Origin of the sequence: Brevibacterium sp. JSBI002, from assembly GCF_026013965.1 — a bacterium.
GTDB lineage: Bacteria > Actinomycetota > Actinomycetes > Actinomycetales > Brevibacteriaceae > Brevibacterium.
This window is the reverse complement of sequence record NZ_CP110341.1, coordinates 3,632,740-3,650,078: the sequence shown is the minus strand read 5'-3', so window position 1 is coordinate 3,650,078 and position 17,339 is coordinate 3,632,740. Positions and strand designations below refer to the sequence as shown.

Genomic DNA, 17,339 nt, shown 5'->3' with positions numbered 1-17,339 from the left:
TCAAGCATGTGTAGTTCACAACTTATATTAGGCTGTTAATGCAAGAGAAGTCCTATATTGGGACTTTTTCTGGAATACGGCGTGATCGATCTGGAGTTGCGGATGAGTACGAACCCTCCCGGACGCGGGGACGAGAACGAATGGGACGTCAACGATCGATCAGGCAGCCAATGGTCATCCCCTCCTGGTTCACAGCCCGGATCCCACCCCGGCCCTCAGTCGGGTTCTCAGCAAGGCCCTCAGTCAGGCAACGGCTGGGGTGCACCTCCACCGCCGCCACCGTCGTCTCAGCCGCAGCGTCCCAAAATCCAGACCCCGCATCCGCAGAGCGGACCGTCCCACCGCTCCGGTCAGCCTCCGCATCCGCAGAGCGGACCCTCCCAAGGCCAGGGCGCCCAAGCCTTCCCTGCCGGCGGCCAAGCGGCCGCCGCTGGAATGCAGCAGCCCGGCCAGCAACCACTCCAGGCCGGCCAACAACCACCCCCGCCGCCCCACGGCTATGGCCCGGGGCCGTATCAGCAGGCCGCACCGCCCGCGCAGAAGAAGCGCGGAGGACTCATCGCCCTTCTCGTCATCGTCGGCATCGTCCTCGCAGGGGGCATCGGATGGGGCGCGGCGACCTTCTTCTCCAAGGACTCCGAGGATCCCGACACCGTCGCCTCCACGACTGAGCCGACGAGCACCGCCAGTGATGACGGTTCGGCTGCGGCCAGCCAGTCACCCGAACCCATCGAGACCGAATCGGCGCTTCCCGACGACCCGAAGAAGGCACTCAAACAGCTCGCCGACTCCGACGGACAGACAGCGAAGAGCGAACTCAACGGCAAATGGGTTCCGCAGCTGAGCTCGAAGCGAGTCGGACTCGAAGCCGAAGGGAAGACCTGGGACGAAGAATCGATCCTCGAAGAGTTCGAAGGACTGCGCGAAGAGTTCCCCCGCGTGAAGCTCATCTGGTCCGGCGATTTCAGCAGCTTCAAAGAAGACAACTTCTGGGTCACCGTCGTCGGCATCGGCTACGACGATCCCGAAGACGCCCTGTCCTGGTGCTCATCGCACGGTCTAGGCCCCGACAGCTGCTATGCCAAACAGCTCAACACCTCCGGCGGCCACGAAGGAACGACCCGCTTGCAGGACTGAGACCTCGCCAGTACGACCGACGACTCCATCGCCGAGGCGGCCCGCCCTTCTCATGCCCAGATGGCTTGACGAAGGGCCACCTGAGCGGCTCAATCGTGGATTCGCCGCCGGTTGTTCACCGCGAACACCGCAATGCCGATGACGAGCCAGATCGCGCCGATGACCAGGGCCAGAGGATTCGCGCTGACGAGCACGGCGATGAGCAGACCGGCGCCGATGACCGGAATGACGCCGTGGTTGAACCCGTTGGGAGCCTCGCTGCCCTGCTTCTTCACGAGGAAGTATCCGACCACCGAGGCCTGAAGGAAGATGAATGCCGTCAGCGCCCCGACGTTGACGATCGAGGTCAGCTGGTCGAGACCATCGGCACGGGTCGCCGCCCACCCGGCCACGATCACATTGCCGCCGGCGGCCACGAGGATTCCCTTCCACGGAACACCGGTCTTCGGGGCCACCTCGGCGAGGAATTTCGGAACCTGACGGGATCGTCCCATGTCCATGAGGATGCGGGAACCGGCGGCCTGACCGATCATCGCGGAGAAGGCCGCGCCCACGGCCTTGGCCAAGGCGAGCAGCCAGTGCAGCCACGGGCCGAGCGTCGAGTCGACGGCGCTGTAGTAGGCGGCTCCCTCGAGCGCGGGATCGGCCTGCAGCTCGGATGGGGTCAACGGTGAGAGCAGACTGCCCACCCAGGTCTGCGCGACGAAGAAGACGCCGGCTAGCACGAGGCAGATGAGCGTGGCTCGGCCGACGATCCGCGGCCCGCCCTTGGCCTCCTCGGAGAACGTCGCGAGCGAATCGAAGCCGAGATACGACAGCACAGCCACGGACACTGCCGCGAGCACCGCGGTCACGGAGAACGCATCGACCCCGGTCAGCGGGGTCAGCCATCCCCGCGTCGGCTCATGCTGGACGAGGTAGGCGATGCCGAGGACGAGGACCAGGGCGAGGACCGCCACCTCGGCGAGGACGACTCCGGTGATCACACGGGAGGCGACCTTGACCCCGGCGAGGTTGAGTCCGGTGGTGAGGACGACGGCGACGGCCACGAACACCCAGACGGGCAGGGCCGGGAAGATCGAGTTCAGGGCGATCCCGGTGAACAGGTAGGCGACCGAGGGGATGAAGAGATAGTCGAGGAGGATCATCCACCCGGCGATGAAGCCGGCCGGTTTCCCGATGCCCGCCGAGGCGTAGGCGAAGACCGTGCCCGCGCGGGGAACCTCCCGTGACATGCGCATATAGCTGACCGCGGTGAAGGCCATGACGATCGTCGCGACGATGTAGACGAGTGCCACGGCCCCGCCCGAGCGGGCATCGAGGGTGCCGAATACGCCGACTGCGGCCGCGGGACCGATGAAGACGAGTCCGAAGAAGACGAGCTCGCTCAGACCGATCGTCCGTTTGAGGCTCCCACCCCGCGCCGAGGCGGCTGTGGCCTCGGGTGCGGAAGTCTGAGTTTCGCTGTCGGACCGGCCGTCGGCAGTCATGTCATCCATCGTGGTGCCGTCCCTTCGAAACGAGGCCCGATTCGCCCTGGTCAGTCCACTGTCCGCGATCGGTGAGTGTGCGCTTCAACTCTACGCGCAGGTCATGGCGTGGTTTCGAGTCCCCGATAGGATCGGAAGAGACGAAGGAGGCCCGGATGACCCATCACCCGCAGATGATCCAGCCCGGAGGGGTCCCGCCGGGAGGCGTGCCTGCGAAGAAACCGTCCGTGGTGTGGGGAATCCTCCTCATCATCGCCGGAGTCCTCGGCCTCGGGGTGGGGCTGTGCATCCTCGTCATCCCGATGTTCCTGTTCCTCCTCGGAGGCGGTGGCAATGTCGACGCCTTCGACGATTTCGCCTCCGGTTTCTTCATCACCGGTTTCGTTGTGGCTGTCATATCCGTTCTGGTGCTCATCGCCGGGATCGTTCTCACCACCGTTGTCGCGAGGAAGCGGCGCAGGCTGCACCCGCGGCAGGTCTGGATGGTCGCGCCCCCTGGGGAGCCGCCGTTTCAGCAGCCTCCCGGAGGACCTCCAACGCCGAGGCGATGATCGGCTGAGCGCCCGAACCGCGGCGGATACCGGAGAGGATCTTCCGCGACGGCACCGGATCACCGCGCAGCGGCACGCGCACCACATCGAAGCCGTCCGGCAGGCGTGCCAGGCGAGGAATGAGCGCGACCCCGAGTCCCGCCGAAACCAACGACGCACCCGTCTCCCACTCCCGAGACTGATGGGCCTGTTCCGGTTGGAAACCGGCAGCCGCACACGCCGTGCGCACCAGACGGTGATACGGCGAACCCGCCCGGTCGAGGATCCAGGACTCCTCGGCGGCCTCGCTCAGTGCCACCGTCGACTTCTCGGCCAGGCGGTGTCCGACGGGAACCAGCAGATCGAGGCGATCGCTGAACAGCGCCGACTGCTCGAAACGGGGATCGCTGCGCGGCGGCAGCGGGTCGGTGGCCACGACCACGGCGACATCGGCATGGTCGGAGATCAGAAGGTCGAAGCACTCCTCGGGGTCGGCTTCGATGATCGTGACCTCGGCGCCCGGGAATCGCTCCATCACGGTCAGAGCCGTCGGTGGAAGCAGCACGGCCGCGGCAGTGGAGAAGCCGCACAGGCGCAGCCGTCTGGTGCGCGTGTCGAGGCCGGTGCCGAGGCCGTCGAGCTCGCCTCGGATCTCCTCCCACCTGGTGAAGAGCTCCTGAGAGCGTTCGAGGAGGAGCTGACCGGCGCGGGTGAGGACGAGTCCGCGACCGCGCGGTTCGACGATGCGCACGCCGAGATCTTTCGACAGGCCTCTGAGCTGGTGCGATACGGCTGAAGGGGTGTATCCGAGGCGGTGTGCCGCCTCGGTGAGGGTGCCGACTTCGGCAAGGACCCGAAGGACGTGGAGACGCGGATCGATCATGCAATAGTATTGCACGTTTCGGATGAAGAAGATTCGCTTTTCTTCAGCAAACCTCTGGCGGACACTGGGGGCAGGAGCACGAACTCCACGGTCGCGGTCGGCGAAGGAGCCGACATCAGACGCGGCCGAGACACGACGAGGTGGTGGACGAATTGACTCTGGCACCAGAGCAGAAGCGGACCGATTCCAGCACGAGCGGACCCGCTGGGTCGGGTGCGGCTGCCGGATCGGGCGGGCACGGCAGGACCGATATCGACCGACTCATCGACGAACGTGTGCCCGGCTATTCGCTGGCGGCACCGTTCTACATCAGCCCGGAGTTCTTCGCGCGCGATATCGAGGCGATCTTCGCCTCGACCTGGATCTTCGTTGCCTCTGCTGCCGAAGTGCCCGAGCCCGGTGACTATCTCACGGTCGACATCGGAGCCTACTCCGTCATCGTCATCCGCGATGACGACGGTGAGATCCGTGCCCACCACAATGTCTGCCGTCACCGGGGGACTCGGCTGCTCAATGATCTGTCCGGCTCGGTGGGCAACATCGTGTGCGGCTACCACCAATGGACCTACACCCCTGCCGGAGAGCTCATCTCTGCAGGCGTTCAAGCTCCTGGCTTCGACCGGAGCTGCTTCTCTCTGCGTTCCGTGAACCTCCGCATCATCGGCGGGCTCATCTTCATCTGCCTCAGCCCGACTCCGCCAGACGACATCGACGAGGTGGCCGAGGTCATCGAGCCCTATCTGACCGGGCATGACATCGCCGGGACGAAGGTGGCTGCGCAGAGTGACCTCATCGAGGACTCGAACTGGAAGCTCGTCATGGAGAACAACCGCGAGTGCTACCACTGCGAAGCCGGCCACCCGGAGCTGACGTGCTCGTTCTTCCCCACCTACGGCTACGAACCAGACGAGATTCCCAAGCGATTGCAGCCGGCGTACCAGCGGTACCTCGACGCCGAGGACCAGCTGCATGCCGACTGCGACCGCAACGGCCTGCCCTACGCCCTCGTCGAGGAGTTGAGCGGACGGCCCACCGGATTCCGGATCGAACGGGCAGCTCTCGACGGGAAGGGCGAGTCGTACACGATGGACGGATCGGCCGCCTCGGCGAAATTATTGGGCAACCTCGACACTTTCGTTCTGGGCCGGGCCTCGCTGCACGTGCAGCCGAACATGTGGTTCCACGCGATGGGCGACCACGTGGTGACGTTCAGCCTGCTGCCGCTCGCCGAGGACAAGACGCTGGTGCGCACGACCTGGCTCGTCCACGCCGATGCGGAGGAGGGCGTCGACTACGACCTCGACAACCTCACGACGGTGTGGCTCAAGACGAACGAACAGGACGCGACCTTCTGCGAACGCGGGCACCTGGGAATCTCGTCGCCGGCGTACGTGCCGGGGCCCTACGCACCCACCGAATCCCAGGTCGATGACTTCGTCACCTGGTACATCGAACGGCTCAAGGCCCATAGAGAACAACGAACCGTGCGGTTCGAAGGAGCTGAGCGACGATGAGGTACCGCCATTCGACATTCGCCCAGGCTGCATCCGCGCCCGTGAGCAAGGCGACGTTCCGAGTGCCCACTCGGGGCAGGCGACCCGCACTCGCGGCCGCCGTAGAGTCGGCCTTCGATACGGCCGCCCCGCCGGCCTTCGATACGGCAGTCGAGACCGCGCTCGCCGCGCCGGTCGACCGGGTGCCCGCTGAATCGGATGGCCCGGTGCTCGCCGAACTTCAGCTCGACCCGGAACTGCTCACCGGCCCCGTCGAGGTCACCGGCATCACCCAGGTGACCCACGACGTGAAGACCTTCGAGCTGCGGGCGGGATGGATGACCGCCGTTGACTTCGCGCCGGGTCAGTATGTGACGATGCGCATCCCCGAGCTCGGCCTCGAGCGCTGCTATTCGATCTCCTCGGCGCCCTTCGGCACGAACATCTTCACCGTCACGGTCAAGCGCGTGGCCGGGGGAGCGGTGTCGACTCATCTGCACGAGAACGTGCGGGTCGGCGATCAGCTGCACGTGGACGGGCCGTACGGGCTGTTCAGCACGAGCTTTCACCAGGCCGAACGTCACCTCTTCCTCTCCGCGGGCTCCGGAATCACCCCGATCATGTCGATGGTGCGCAGCCTGCTGGCCAGACAGGGAGGGCTGGGCACCGACATCGTCTTCGTCCACAGCGCCTCGACGCCGGCCGACATCATCTTCCGCGCCGAGCTCGAACAGCTCGCTGAGGTCGCCGGAGTCAGCGTCACCATCCTGTGCTCCAGGGATTCCGAGGCTGAGACCTGGGCCGGTCGGCGGGGTCGGATCGATGCGTCCACCCTCGCCGAGGTGGTCCCTGACGCGGCCGACCGCGAAACTTTCCTGTGCGGGCCGGGTTCGTATATGAATGCGGTGAGGCCCCTACTCGCCGAGGCAGGGGTGCCGTCGGCACGGACGCATGAGGAATCTTTCGTCTTCGCCACGTCACCTGCCGATCGTCTGGCCAAGGCCGGTGCGAGGGCCAAGGGCGCCGAGACTGGTGCCGTCGGAGTCACCGGGGTCAGCCATGCGGTCGAGTTCAGGGTCTCCGGACGCGTGGTCGACTGCGATGAGTCCACGACCGTCCTCGACTCTGCTCTGGACGCCGGACTGTCCGTGCCCTCATCCTGCTCGGAAGGCGCGTGCGGAACCTGCAAGTCCGTGCTCGTCAGCGGCGAAGTCGAGATGAAGCATGCAGGCGGAATCCGGCCGAAGGAGATCGCCGCCGGAAAGTTCCTGCCCTGCTGCTCGACTCCGCTCACCGACATCGTCGTCGACAGGTGAGCTGCCGACGTCGTGTGTTCGGTCCCTACCGAGCGGCGATGGCGGAGGCGATCGCCTGGATCTGCGGAATGAGTTCCTCGAGGGTGCGGCCCTGCCTGTTCAGCCACTGATCGAGCTGCGCGGCGGACAGAACTGCCATGACCGCCTCGGCGCGTATCCCGATCAGATCGGACGGGTCCGAGTTTGATGGCTCGGAGGTCCCAGCTGCCCATATTTCGGCGATGAGGATCTCCACGTGGCGTCGCCAGAACGGGTAGCTCTGCCGGTCGAACCGGCCTTTCGGCGAGCTGCTCTCGGTGAGCAGGACGAGGTCGAGGTTGCCGGCGATGTGACGCAGGTATGCATCGACGAAAGCGCTGAGGCGCTCGCTGCCCGGAGCGCCCGGTCCCAGCGGCGGCGGGCCCTGGAGCATGCGGGCGTGCATGTCCCGGACCCGGTCGTCGAGCAGAGCCGAGGCAATCCCAGGCTTGTCGGTGAAGTTGCGGTAGAGAGTGCCCTTGCCGACACCCGCTCGCCGGGCCAGCTCATCCATCGTCAGCCCGTCCACTCCCTTGTCAGCCACGAGGTCGGTCGCGGCATCGAGGATCTTCCGACGATTGCGCTGCGCATCGGCGCGCAGAGGGGCCTGCGAGGGAACCAGAGGGAGAAATCTCCCGTTCCCTCTTCCATAACCGGACTGCGGTCCGTTAATGTCGTCCATATACGGACTATAGTCCGGTTCGGATTCGACTTCGAGGAGGCAGCAATGACATCGATCATCGTCAACGAACACGGGGGACCCGAGAAGTACGAGGTCACCGACGACTCACCAGCGGGTGCCGCTGGGCCGGCCGACGGACAGCTGCAGGTCAGCCTGAGTCTGGCGGGGGTGAACTTCCTCGACGTCGTCCAGCGCCGCGGAGGAACACCGGTCACAGCACCGTTCGCCCCAGGAGTCGAAGGGGTCGGCACGGTCACCGCCGTGGGCGCCGGAGTCGACGGCTTCTCCGTCGGCGATCGCGTCGGCTGGATGACCGGTGGACAGGGCAGCTTCTCATCCACTGCCCTCGTCAGGGCGGACAAAGCCGTTCCACTGCCGGACGATATCGATGACGAGATCGCGGTTGCCGCTCTCATGCAGGGCATCACCGCCCACTACCTGACCACGAGTACCTTCCCTATCTCGGCCGGCGACGTCGTGGTCGTCCACGCCGCGGCCGGCGGGCTCGGGCAGATGCTCACGCAGATCGCCGCGGCCAAGGGCGCCACCGTGATCGGCACGACCTCGACCGAAGAGAAGGCCGAGATCGCCCGAGCCAATGGCGCCGCCCACGTCTTCGGCTACGACGACTTCGCTGAGAAGATCCGGGAGGTCTCCTCAGACGGAGAAGGAGCCTCGGTGATCTTCGACGGCGTCGGCGCGACGACCTTCGAAGGCGACCTCAAGACCCTGCGCACGCGCGGGACCCTCGTTGTCGTCGGCAATGCCAGCGGCCCCGTTCCCGCCGTCGACGTCAACACCCTCAGCGCCTCCGGCTCCCTCTTCCTCACCCGACCGACCGTCGTCGACCACGTCAGGACGCCAGAGGAGCTGCGCTCGCGCACCGACGAGATCTTCGAATGGATCCGCAGCGGAGACCTCACCGTCCGCATCGGCGACCGGTTCCCCCTCGCCGAGGTGGCCGCCGCCTTCACAGCGCTCGAATCCCGGGCGACGACCGGAAAGATCATCCTCGAACACTGATCGCGGAGGAGTAATTTCTCACCGCAGCACGAACCCGGGCACGAGATCATCGAGCGGGTCGACCTCGAACGTCGAGGTGGCCACCCGGTAGGCGCTGCCGGTGACGACCGGGACGACGCCGTCATCGGTCTCTTCGAGCACTCGCGCCCGGAACGTCGTGCCGACGATCGACTCATGGACGAGCGTCTGCCCCGGGCGAAGCTCACCGGCGGCATGGAGGGCGGCGACGCGAGCCGCCGTTCCCGACCCGCACGGAGAGCCGGTCATCCTCGGGGTGGACGGTGCCCGGATGATCGGCAAGACCCGCCTTGACCTCCCTACCCACGGCGATGAGCGCGGTGAGGTTCTCGGGCACGACTTCGCAACTCACCTCACCGAGGTGGCCCACCTCGGCGTCCTGGGTGGAACCGGCGACGGCACCCAACTGCGCGACGTCGACGAGCGCGTAGATCGCCCCACCCCACGCGAGATCGACCGTCACCTGGCCCAGGCTCGTATCCACAGTGAGCCCCGAGGCGACGAGCCGGCTGGGCACGTTGACGAAGTCCACCGAGGTGGCCCGCCCCTCGGCGGCCGTGTGCACCTGCGCGCGCACTCGACCCGAGGGCACGTCGATCGTGACCTCCGTGGTCCCGGACGGATCGACGGCGACGATCCCAGAGGACACTGCCCATGCGCCGAGCGCCATCGTCCCGTGGCCACAGGCCGTGGAGAAGCCGTCCTTGTGCCAGAACAGGACCCCGAAGTCAGCCCCACCGTCATCGGGTTCGGTGATGAATCCGCCGTACATGTCCGTATGACCGCGCGGTTCGAAGCACAGCAGTCTGCGCAGATCATTGACTTCCGAGCCCGGCACGGCCAGTTCCCGCCGTTCTGCCACGCTCGCGCCGGGGATCTCGACCGGGGGTTCGGCGACGATTCGGAACGGTTCGCCGGCAGTATGGAAGTCCACACTCGTGCAGATCGTGCTCAGAGCCCCATTCCCACTCTCAGCCCTTCCAACACAGCCGCATGCACATTGCGGGAGGCGACGGCGTCACCGATCCGATACAGCGTGAACGGGTGCCCCACCTCAGCGGAGGTGGTGGCGGAGGTGGTCGTCGGTTCCGCGACTGCCGTCGCATCAGGGCGGGTGGTCGTCACACCGGCGTATTCCGGCTGCGGGCGTCCGTGCACCCACGCTTCGAGATCCGTGGCCCCGTGGTTCGACGACTGCGACTTGAGCTCGAAATAGACCTCATCGTTGGGCGTCGTCCCGAAGTCGACGACCACGGCATCGGTGACGACCTCCGTCTCCCGATCCGAATAGTCGTTGCGCAGCATCGCCACGATCTTCTTCCCCTCGATCCGCGGCTTCTTCGCCAAACGCTCGCCGAGGCGGACCTCGACTCCGAATTCGGAGAACACCTGAAGATAGGCGGGGGAGTTCATCGACCCGACGTCGATGCCGATCGTGCGTTCGGGACTGACATAGGTGACCTGCTGACCGGCTCGGGCCAAGCGTTCGACGGCGTCGAGCGCCGGGTAGAACCCGTGATCGTCGAAGACGAGCACCCGTTGCTTCGACTTGAGCCGGTCGTCCATGACGTCCCAGACGTCGAAGCTCGGGCCCTGCTCACGGAAGGGATATCCGGCATCGGGAACCCCTCCGGTGGCGACGATGACGACGTCGGGGTCGAGGCCGAGGATGTCGTCCGCCTCGGCGAAGGTGTTCAGTCGCAAGTCGACGCCGTGCTTCCTGCACTGCTGGACGCGCCAGTCGATGATGCCGATGAGATCGCGGCGGCGCTGCGAGCGGGCGGCGATGCGGACCTGCCCGCCGGGGGCGTCCTCGGCCTCGAGCAGGGTCACCCGGTGACCGCGCACGGCCGCGACACGGGCGGCTTCGAGCCCGGCCGGACCGGCGCCGATGATGACGACATGCTTGGGTCCGGTCGTGACGTCGTGGGGAACCTCCTGCGGCAGATCGGCCTCCCGGCCGGTAGCGGGATTGTGGATGCAGGTGGCCGAACCGGAGGTGTAGATGGAGTCGAGGCACATGTTGGCGCCGACGCAGGGACGGATATCGTCCTCACGTCCTTCGGCCACCTTGCGCGCCAGGTGAGGGTCGGCCAGCTGCGCCCGGGTCATCCCGACGAGGTCGAGGCAGCCATCGGCGATCGCGAACCGGGCGGTCGCGGCGTCGGAGATGCGTGCGGCGTGGAGGACGGGGATGTCGATGGCCTCGCGGATGCGACGGCAGGTCTCGAGCCAGGGGGCCGAGGGGGTGCCCATGCCGGGGATCGCCTCGGCGAGCTGACGGTCCGAGTTGATCATCCCGACGTTGAGGTTGAGGAAGTCGATGCCGTGATCGGTGTAGGTCCGGAGGATCTCGGTGGCCCTCGCTTCGTCCATGCCGTCTTCGCGGCGCTCGTCGACGGCCATGCGGATGCCGAGGACGAAGTCGTTGGGAACTGATGCACGCACGGCGTCGATGATGCGCATCGGGAACTTGATGAGATTCTTCAGTTCGCCGGAGTACTCGTCGTCGCGGTCGTTGAGCCACGGGGCGAGGAAGGAATCGAGCAGGTGACCGGCGTGCATGACCTCGAGTCCGTCGAATCCGGCGGCGGCGACGCGTTCGGCGGCGGACGCGAAGTCCGCGACGATGCGATCCATATCGAAGTCCTCGAGCGCCTTGGTGAACGACCGGTGAGCAGCCTCCCGGGTCCGAGAGGCCGAGACCAACGGCAGCCAGTCGCCGGCGAAGTTCGAGGACCTGTGGCCCAAGTGGGTCGCCTGGATCATGATCGCCGCGCCCTCGTCGTGGCAGTCTCCGGCGATCGCGGACAGCCACGGAACCACCTCGTCGGTGGACAGGTCGATGTTGCCGAACGCGGCGGGGGAGTCCTTCGACACGATGGCCGAACCGCCGATCATCGTCAGACCGACACCGCCGCGGGCCTTCTCCCGGTGATAGAGGCGGTAGCGGTCTTTCGGCATGCCGAGTTCGGTGTACGCGGGCTCGTGCGAGGTCGAGACGATGCGGTTGCGCAGCGTGAGTCTGCCGAGCTCGAAGGGCTGGAGCAGCGGATCGGCGGACGCGTCGGTCGCACCCGTGGTCGGTGCGGGTGTGCCGGTTGAGGGGTCGGCGGTCATGGGTTCCTCCTTCATTGCAGGAACAACACTGTGAGTGTGACTCCGTGGGGGAGTCCGGGTGGGTAATCGATTACCGACTACTTAGTTCAATGGTGCGATCTCGCGGTTATGCTGTCAATAGTCGGCGAGCCGGTCACGACTGTGAATTCATGGCAACCGCGATTCGATGAGGAGTGTGCGATGGAGCGAGTGAGACCGCAGGCCGAATCGCTGCGCGAGCAGGCATTGGGCATCATCCGCGATGCCATCACCTCCGGTGAGCTCGCCGAGGATCGCATCTATTCAGCAGCGGGCCTGGCCAAGCAGCTCGGCATCTCACTCAGTCCGGTGCGCGAGGCGATGATGGCGCTCGTCACCGAGGGGACCGTCGAAGCCGTGCCCAATCGCGGCTTCCGTCTGGTCACCATCACCGAGGCGGACCTCGAGGAGATCATCGCCATCCGCGTTCTCCTCGCCGTCCCCGCCGCCCGCAGCCTGGCCGAGGCCGGCAGCGAAGACATCGTCGGTCGCAACCAGCGGGCAGGTGAGGATGCGGCGAGCGGATCGGCGACGAAGGCCGTTGCGGTGACCCGACTGCGCGGTCTCGCCGAAGCGACCGTGACAGCGGTCGAAGCCGGCGACTACGCCGAGTTCTATACGCAGGACCGCAGGTTCCATGAGGCTCTGCTCGAGCACGGACTCGGCGGGCGCGCCGCCGCGATCAGCCTGCGCCTGCGCGATCAGTCGCGCCTCTACCGACGCCAGGATCAGATCGGGGCCATCGCGGAAGATTCCGCTCGCGAACTGCCGAAGATCGTCGACCTCATCGAGTCCGGGAACGCCGCGGAGGCGGCCGAGCTCGTCACGTCGAACCTCTACTTCTTCAAACGCGTCCCGGCTGACGCCGACGGCTGAAGCCCGCTGCGGCGAATCGGTACACTTTCTCCTCAACTGCACAGGGAGGAACGTGAGCAGTTCAGAGAAGACAGTGCCAGAAGACCCTGGGCTGCCTGCCCCGCCCATGAACCGCACCGAGAAACGACGAAACGACGCTGGGCCGCCCCGAAACGGGACGGCCCAGCGTCTTCTTCACTCGATCTGGCATCGCGGCCGATCAGGTTCTCACCTCGATCAGGCGGGTGCCTTGTCGGGATCGATGTCGACGATCGGCATGGATTCGATGTCCATGTCCGGGTTGTCGGCCTGGGTGCGAGCCAGCTCTTCGGCCTCCTCGTGGGTGTTCACCGTCGGGAACGAGCCCGGCAGCGGCCGGTGCGCCGATTCCTTCATGAGCAGCACGGCGACGAGTGCGACGACCGAGAAGAACATGATGTAGAACGCGGGCATGTACGAGTTGTCGGTGACATCGATGAGCGCCTGGGCGAACAGCGGCGTGGTGCCGCCGAACAGGGAGACGCCGAGGTTGAACGTCAGGCCCATCGCTCCGTAGCGCGACGCGGTCGGGAACAGCGCCGGCAGGGTCGAGGCCAGGCAGGCGATGTAGAAGCCGGCGGGCAGGGCGACCATGAACAGAGCCACGACCACTGCCCACATCTCACCGATCTGCATGACGGCGAACGCGGGAACGATGAGGACGATCGTCATGATGGCTGCTGCCAGGAAGACGAACTTGCGGCCCAGCTTGTCGGAGAGCTTGCCGATGAGCGGCAGGCACAGCGACATGATGACGAGAACCGGAATCGTGGCCACGGCCGCCTGGACATTCGAGACCTTGACGGTCTCCTCCAGGTAGGTGGGCATGAAGCTCGTCAGCGCGTAGCCGACAGTCTGGGAGCCTGCGACGACGGCGATGCCGATGAGGATCTCTTTCCAGAAGTGGCGGATGACCCCGATGAGCCCGTGGCGGGCGTACTTGTCGTCCTTGACCTTGACGTCGCGGCCGGCTTCCTCGCTCGACTCGAAGCTCGGGGTCTCCGGGATCTTCAGACGGAACCAGATGGCGACGATGCCGAGCGGGATGGCGAGAAGGAACGGGATCCTCCAGCCGCCGTCGAGCATGGCGTTCTCGCCGTTGATGGACGTGGTGATCACCGTCGTGATGGCCACGGTTCCGGCGCCGGCGGCGAAGCCCAGGTAAGAGCCGACATCGAGCCACGAGGCCCAGTAGCCGCGGGACTTGTCCGGAGCGAATTCGGAGACGTAGGTGGTGGCACCGGCGTACTCGCCGCCGGTGGAGAAGCCCTGGATCATCTTGAGCAGGTAGAGAGGAATGATCACCCACAGGCCGACCTGGGCCGCGGTGGGCAGGACGCCGATGAGGGCGGTGGCGGTGGCCATCGTGGCCATCGTGAAGAACAGGACCTTCTGGCGGCCGATCTTGTCACCCAGCGGTCCGAGCACCATGCCGCCGAGCGGGCGGACGAGGAAGGACACGGCGAAGCCGAGGAGGGTCACGAGCAGACCCATCTGTCGGTCCATGCCTTCGGTGAAGACGGAGGTCATCGTCACGGCCAGGTAGCCGTAGACACCGAAGTCGAACCATTCCATGAAGTTGCCGACTGTGGTGCCGCCGATGGCGGTCCGGATCGATTTGGTTTCGACGACGATGCAGTCATCGGCCTCGAACCGCTTCTGCTTCTTTATTGCACGCCGTTCCTTGCGGGTCGGCTTCTTGTCTTTCTGCGCGGGTCTGTCGTGGCCTTCTGACATCAGTGGTTCCTCGTTTCAGCTGCTGCTGGGCAAGTTGCAGGGCCGAGTCGCCGGAATGGTGCGAACTCTGCGCGGCAGTTGCTGTCGGATTTCGACAATGCCGAATATCCTTGCTTGGTACTCAGGGAGTGTCAATAAAAATTGTGACACAGTTCACGCCGAATGCGCCTGAGGGCAGTAGCCTTCGTTGAAAATCATCCAGTGGGCCAGAAAATAAGCAAAAAGATTGTTGCCTAATTCGCACTGTCACTTGTCCAATGGCGTTGTCAACTGAGACTGGCGGACATGGAGCGGACGGTGACTGCGGAGATCAGTTCCTGATGACCCGATAGGTCTCGAGTCCGGGATCGACGGCGCCGCGGACGTGACCGGACGGGCTCGCTGCCACGGCCTGGAGGAAGTCGACGGTATCGGCGGTGATCTCCTCGCCGGGCAGGACATTGGGGATGCCGGGTGGGTACGCGGCCAGCGAGCTCACGCTCACTCGTCCGACCGCCTCGGCGGCGGTGACGAGTTCGGAATCGGCGAAATACGCCTCCCGCGGGGTCATCGCCAACCGGCCGGCCGTCGGCAGCGGCGGGAGAGCGACTGCCGGGCTCGTCACCGTGGCGGAGTCCGCGGTTTCGAGGCGCAGGGTCTCCAGGGCATCGATGAGGCGGCCGATGTCCGGGGACTTTCCGATGCCGATGAGGGCGACGAGGGTGGTCGCCGTCGACATCTCGGGGAAGATGTCGAATTCCTCGGCCAGGCGTTTGCGCACCGTGTGGCCGTCGAGTCCGGTGGCGGTGATGTCGATGGGCAGGCGGAACGGGTCGATGTCGACGACGTCGGCATGGCCGAGGAACTCGCCGGACAGCAGGTGGTAGCGGTCGGTGGCTTCGATCTGCGCGCGGATGTGGCGGATGTTCTCCAGCGAGTCCGTGATCGCCTCGGTCGAGGTCATGAGCGCGCGGCGGGCGAGGTCGATCGAGGCCATGAGGTGAGCGTTCTCGCTCGTCGAGGCGGTCATCATGAAGGCCCGGGCCAGCGCCGGTTCGAGGCGATCGGCGAATTCGGTGTCGCCGAGGTGGAGCAGTGCGGACTGGGTGAGCGAGCCCGCGAGTTTGTGCGTGCTCATGATGACGATGTCGGCGCCCTGGGTGACGGGGGAGTCCGGCAGGTCTGGGTGGAAGCCGAAGTGGGCACCCCAGGCGGCGTCGATGATCAGTGCGGCACCTGCTTCGTGGGCCGCCTCGGCGAGGGCTTCGACGTCGGCCACGGCGCCGAAGTAGCTCGGGGTGACGAGGTAGACGGCGGTCACGGGCTCGGGGTGGTTGCGGATGGCCCGGCGCAGGGCGTCGGGGGTGACGCCGTGGGCGATGCCGTTGACTTCGTCGACGTTGGGGTAGACGAAGCCGGGGTTGAGGCCGGCCAGCACGATGCCGTCGATGAAGCTCGAATGCGCGCTGCGTTGGGCGACGACGCCGGACCCGAGGGTGCCGATGGCAAGGGCGGCCATGCGGTTGCCCTGCGAGGAGCCGTTGGTGAGGAACCAGGTGCGGCGGGCGCCCCAGGCCTCGGCGGCCAATTGCAGGGCTTCGTCCTTCGGGGTGTCGACGCCGAGGTCGATTCCGTCGAAGAGCGGGGGGATGTCCAGGGAGAGGGTGTGCTCGCCGAAGAATTCGGCTTGACCTGCGGAGATGCCCTCGGTCGTGCCTCCGTGCCCGGGGGTGGACAGGAACAGCGAGTTGCGGTCGGCCGCGTGCGCCAGAGCTTCGGCGTAGGGCGCGCGGGACTGCGTGAGGGCAGGATGCATCGGCGACCCCGAGGAGGAGTGCGGGGCCGGGGGCATGGGGGAGTCCTGGTGCACGGTCATGCGTCCAGATTAAGGAGGCGAGCAGGTAGGAGAGAATAGCAACTTTCCTCTGTTGCTCTATAGTCAGTATTGAACTCAATGGGGGAGATCAATGGAACCACTCGATACCCGCGGCCTCACCGCTCTGCGCGCCGTGGCCGACACCGGATCCGTCGCCGCGGCCTCTGCCGCGCTGCAGTGGAGCCAGCCGACGGTGAATCATCATCTGCGCAATCTCGAGCGTGCCCTCGGCGCGACTCTGCTCGATCGCACACCGCGCGGATCACAGCCGACGACCGTGGGCAGCCTCGTAGTGACCCGAGCCGTGGAGATCCTCGGACTGTGCCAGCGCCTCGGTGCCGAGGTGGCTCTCTGGCGGGAATCTCAGGCCGTGCCGGTGCGCATCGGGGCCGTGCCCACCGTCGGTGCTCGCGTCATCCCGCGCCTCCACGATCAGCTGCAGGCTCGCCCGAGGTGGCAGACCCGTGACGAGGCGGTCGCCGGCGACCGGACCGACGTGCTCACCGCGGCCCTGGATGTGACGATGGATGAACACGCGAAGCTCGTCTCCCGACTCGAGTCCGGGGACCTCGACCTCGCCCTGCTCGTGTCGACCGATCTCGAACGAACGTGGATCCCGGCGACGCTGACCGCCGCCCACCTGTATTCGGAGCGGCTGTACCTGTGCGTGCCGAAGACCATCGGACCGATCGGCGTCGACGATCATGGCCGACCCGACCTCACAGCGCTTGTCTCCCAGACCTGGGCATTCAGCATCGACCCCGGTGACGCCATCGACGAGGTGGTCCGCTCCTTCTGTCTGAGCGCCGGGTTCGAACCCCGCGTGGGGATGAGGATGGATGACTATGCGGCCATCAACCGGATGATCTCGGCCGGTCTGGCGGTGGCGATGATCCCCGAATCATCGCTGTCGACCGACCCGGACATCACCGTCATCCCGATGCCGCTCAGCGACTGCCGCCGTGACGTCCTGCTCGTCTCCAGGTCCTCGCGGCCACAGGGGCGTGCCCGTCATGATCCGATCGTCGATGCGCACCATTCCGCCATCGCCGAGGTGGTCACCGACGTCCGTACCGTCACCCGGCAGTGGCGGTGACGCCGCGGTTTCAAAGTGGCGGTCAGAAG

Annotated in this window: 14 protein-coding genes; 6 read left to right on the top strand and 8 right to left on the bottom strand. The window is 66.1% G+C overall.

Going from position 1 to position 17,339, the window contains the following annotated elements:
• The first annotated feature begins 102 nt into the window (after positions 1-102).
• Complete coding sequence (locus LJ362_RS16460; RefSeq protein ID WP_264800085.1) at positions 103-1,137, top strand: hypothetical protein; 1,035 nt, start codon at positions 103-105, stop codon at positions 1,135-1,137.
• An 89-nt stretch (positions 1,138-1,226) separates the two neighbouring features.
• Here the strand turns inward: LJ362_RS16460 and LJ362_RS16455 are convergent, their stop codons facing one another.
• Together LJ362_RS16455 and LJ362_RS16450 are read right to left on the bottom strand one after the other, a co-directional pair.
• The gene (locus tag LJ362_RS16455; RefSeq protein ID WP_264800084.1) at positions 1,227-2,627 is read right to left on the bottom strand and encodes an APC family permease; all 1,401 of its coding nucleotides are present in this window, start codon (positions 2,625-2,627) and stop codon (positions 1,227-1,229) included.
• Positions 2,628-3,056: 429 nt separating this feature from the next.
• The gene (locus tag LJ362_RS16450) at positions 3,057-4,040 is read right to left on the bottom strand and encodes a LysR family transcriptional regulator (RefSeq protein ID WP_264800083.1); all 984 of its coding nucleotides are present in this window, start codon (positions 4,038-4,040) and stop codon (positions 3,057-3,059) included.
• A gap of 152 nt (positions 4,041-4,192) precedes the next feature.
• On the opposite strand from LJ362_RS16450, the gene LJ362_RS16445 reads away from it, so the two are divergent.
• Together LJ362_RS16445 and LJ362_RS16440 are read left to right on the top strand one after the other, a co-directional pair.
• A complete protein-coding gene (locus LJ362_RS16445; protein ID WP_320109136.1) occupies positions 4,193-5,554 on the top strand; it encodes an aromatic ring-hydroxylating oxygenase subunit alpha in 1,362 nt (453 codons plus the stop codon).
• Positions 5,551-6,849 carry a hybrid-cluster NAD(P)-dependent oxidoreductase gene (locus LJ362_RS16440; protein ID WP_264800082.1) on the top strand — a complete coding sequence of 433 codons (1,299 nt, stop codon included), beginning with the start codon at positions 5,551-5,553 and terminating at the stop codon, positions 6,847-6,849. The genes LJ362_RS16445 and LJ362_RS16440 overlap by 4 nt, the downstream gene beginning before the upstream one ends.
• 25 nt (positions 6,850-6,874) lie before the next feature.
• Here the strand turns inward: LJ362_RS16440 and LJ362_RS16435 are convergent, their stop codons facing one another.
• On the bottom strand, positions 6,875-7,549 hold the full coding sequence (locus LJ362_RS16435) for a TetR/AcrR family transcriptional regulator (RefSeq protein WP_264800081.1): 675 nt from the start codon (positions 7,547-7,549) through the stop codon (positions 6,875-6,877).
• 45 nt (positions 7,550-7,594) lie between these two features.
• Here LJ362_RS16435 and LJ362_RS16430 point away from each other — a divergent pair, with 45 nt between their 5' ends.
• The gene (locus tag LJ362_RS16430) at positions 7,595-8,572 is read left to right on the top strand and encodes a quinone oxidoreductase family protein (RefSeq protein ID WP_264800080.1); all 978 of its coding nucleotides are present in this window, start codon (positions 7,595-7,597) and stop codon (positions 8,570-8,572) included.
• 18 nt (positions 8,573-8,590) lie between these two features.
• On the opposite strand, the gene LJ362_RS16425 is transcribed toward LJ362_RS16430, so the two are convergent.
• Genes LJ362_RS16425 through LJ362_RS16415 form a run of 3 tightly spaced genes read right to left on the bottom strand, consistent with a single transcriptional unit; the run spans position 8,591 to position 11,710 of the window.
• Positions 8,591-8,839 carry a proline racemase family protein gene (locus tag LJ362_RS16425; protein ID WP_264800079.1) on the bottom strand — a complete coding sequence of 83 codons (249 nt, stop codon included), beginning with the start codon at positions 8,837-8,839 and terminating at the stop codon, positions 8,591-8,593.
• Positions 8,775-9,524 (bottom strand): proline racemase family protein, encoded by a 750-nt coding sequence (locus LJ362_RS16420; protein WP_264800078.1) that lies wholly within the window; start codon positions 9,522-9,524, stop codon positions 8,775-8,777. The genes LJ362_RS16425 and LJ362_RS16420 overlap by 65 nt, the downstream gene beginning before the upstream one ends.
• 17 nt (positions 9,525-9,541) lie before the next feature.
• On the bottom strand, positions 9,542-11,710 hold the full coding sequence (locus LJ362_RS16415) for an FAD-dependent oxidoreductase (protein ID WP_264800077.1): 2,169 nt from the start codon (positions 11,708-11,710) through the stop codon (positions 9,542-9,544).
• Between the two features lie 180 nt (positions 11,711-11,890).
• Here LJ362_RS16415 and LJ362_RS16410 point away from each other — a divergent pair, with 180 nt between their 5' ends.
• Positions 11,891-12,604 carry a GntR family transcriptional regulator gene (locus LJ362_RS16410; RefSeq protein WP_264800076.1) on the top strand — a complete coding sequence of 238 codons (714 nt, stop codon included), beginning with the start codon at positions 11,891-11,893 and terminating at the stop codon, positions 12,602-12,604.
• 216 nt (positions 12,605-12,820) lie between these two features.
• Here LJ362_RS16410 and LJ362_RS16405 read toward each other — a convergent pair whose 3' ends face one another.
• Together LJ362_RS16405 and LJ362_RS16400 are read right to left on the bottom strand one after the other, a co-directional pair.
• The gene (locus LJ362_RS16405; protein WP_264800075.1) at positions 12,821-14,359 is read right to left on the bottom strand and encodes an MFS transporter; all 1,539 of its coding nucleotides are present in this window, start codon (positions 14,357-14,359) and stop codon (positions 12,821-12,823) included.
• 310 nt (positions 14,360-14,669) lie between these two features.
• Positions 14,670-16,214, bottom strand: coding sequence for an aminotransferase class I/II-fold pyridoxal phosphate-dependent enzyme (locus LJ362_RS16400; RefSeq protein WP_320109135.1), 1,545 nt, complete (start codon positions 16,212-16,214; stop codon positions 14,670-14,672).
• Positions 16,215-16,305: 91 nt separating this feature from the next.
• Here LJ362_RS16400 and LJ362_RS16395 point away from each other — a divergent pair, with 91 nt between their 5' ends.
• Entirely contained in the window at positions 16,306-17,310 is a 1,005-nt protein-coding gene (locus LJ362_RS16395; RefSeq protein ID WP_264800074.1) for a LysR family transcriptional regulator, read from the top strand.
• Positions 17,311-17,339: the final 29 nt, after the last annotated feature.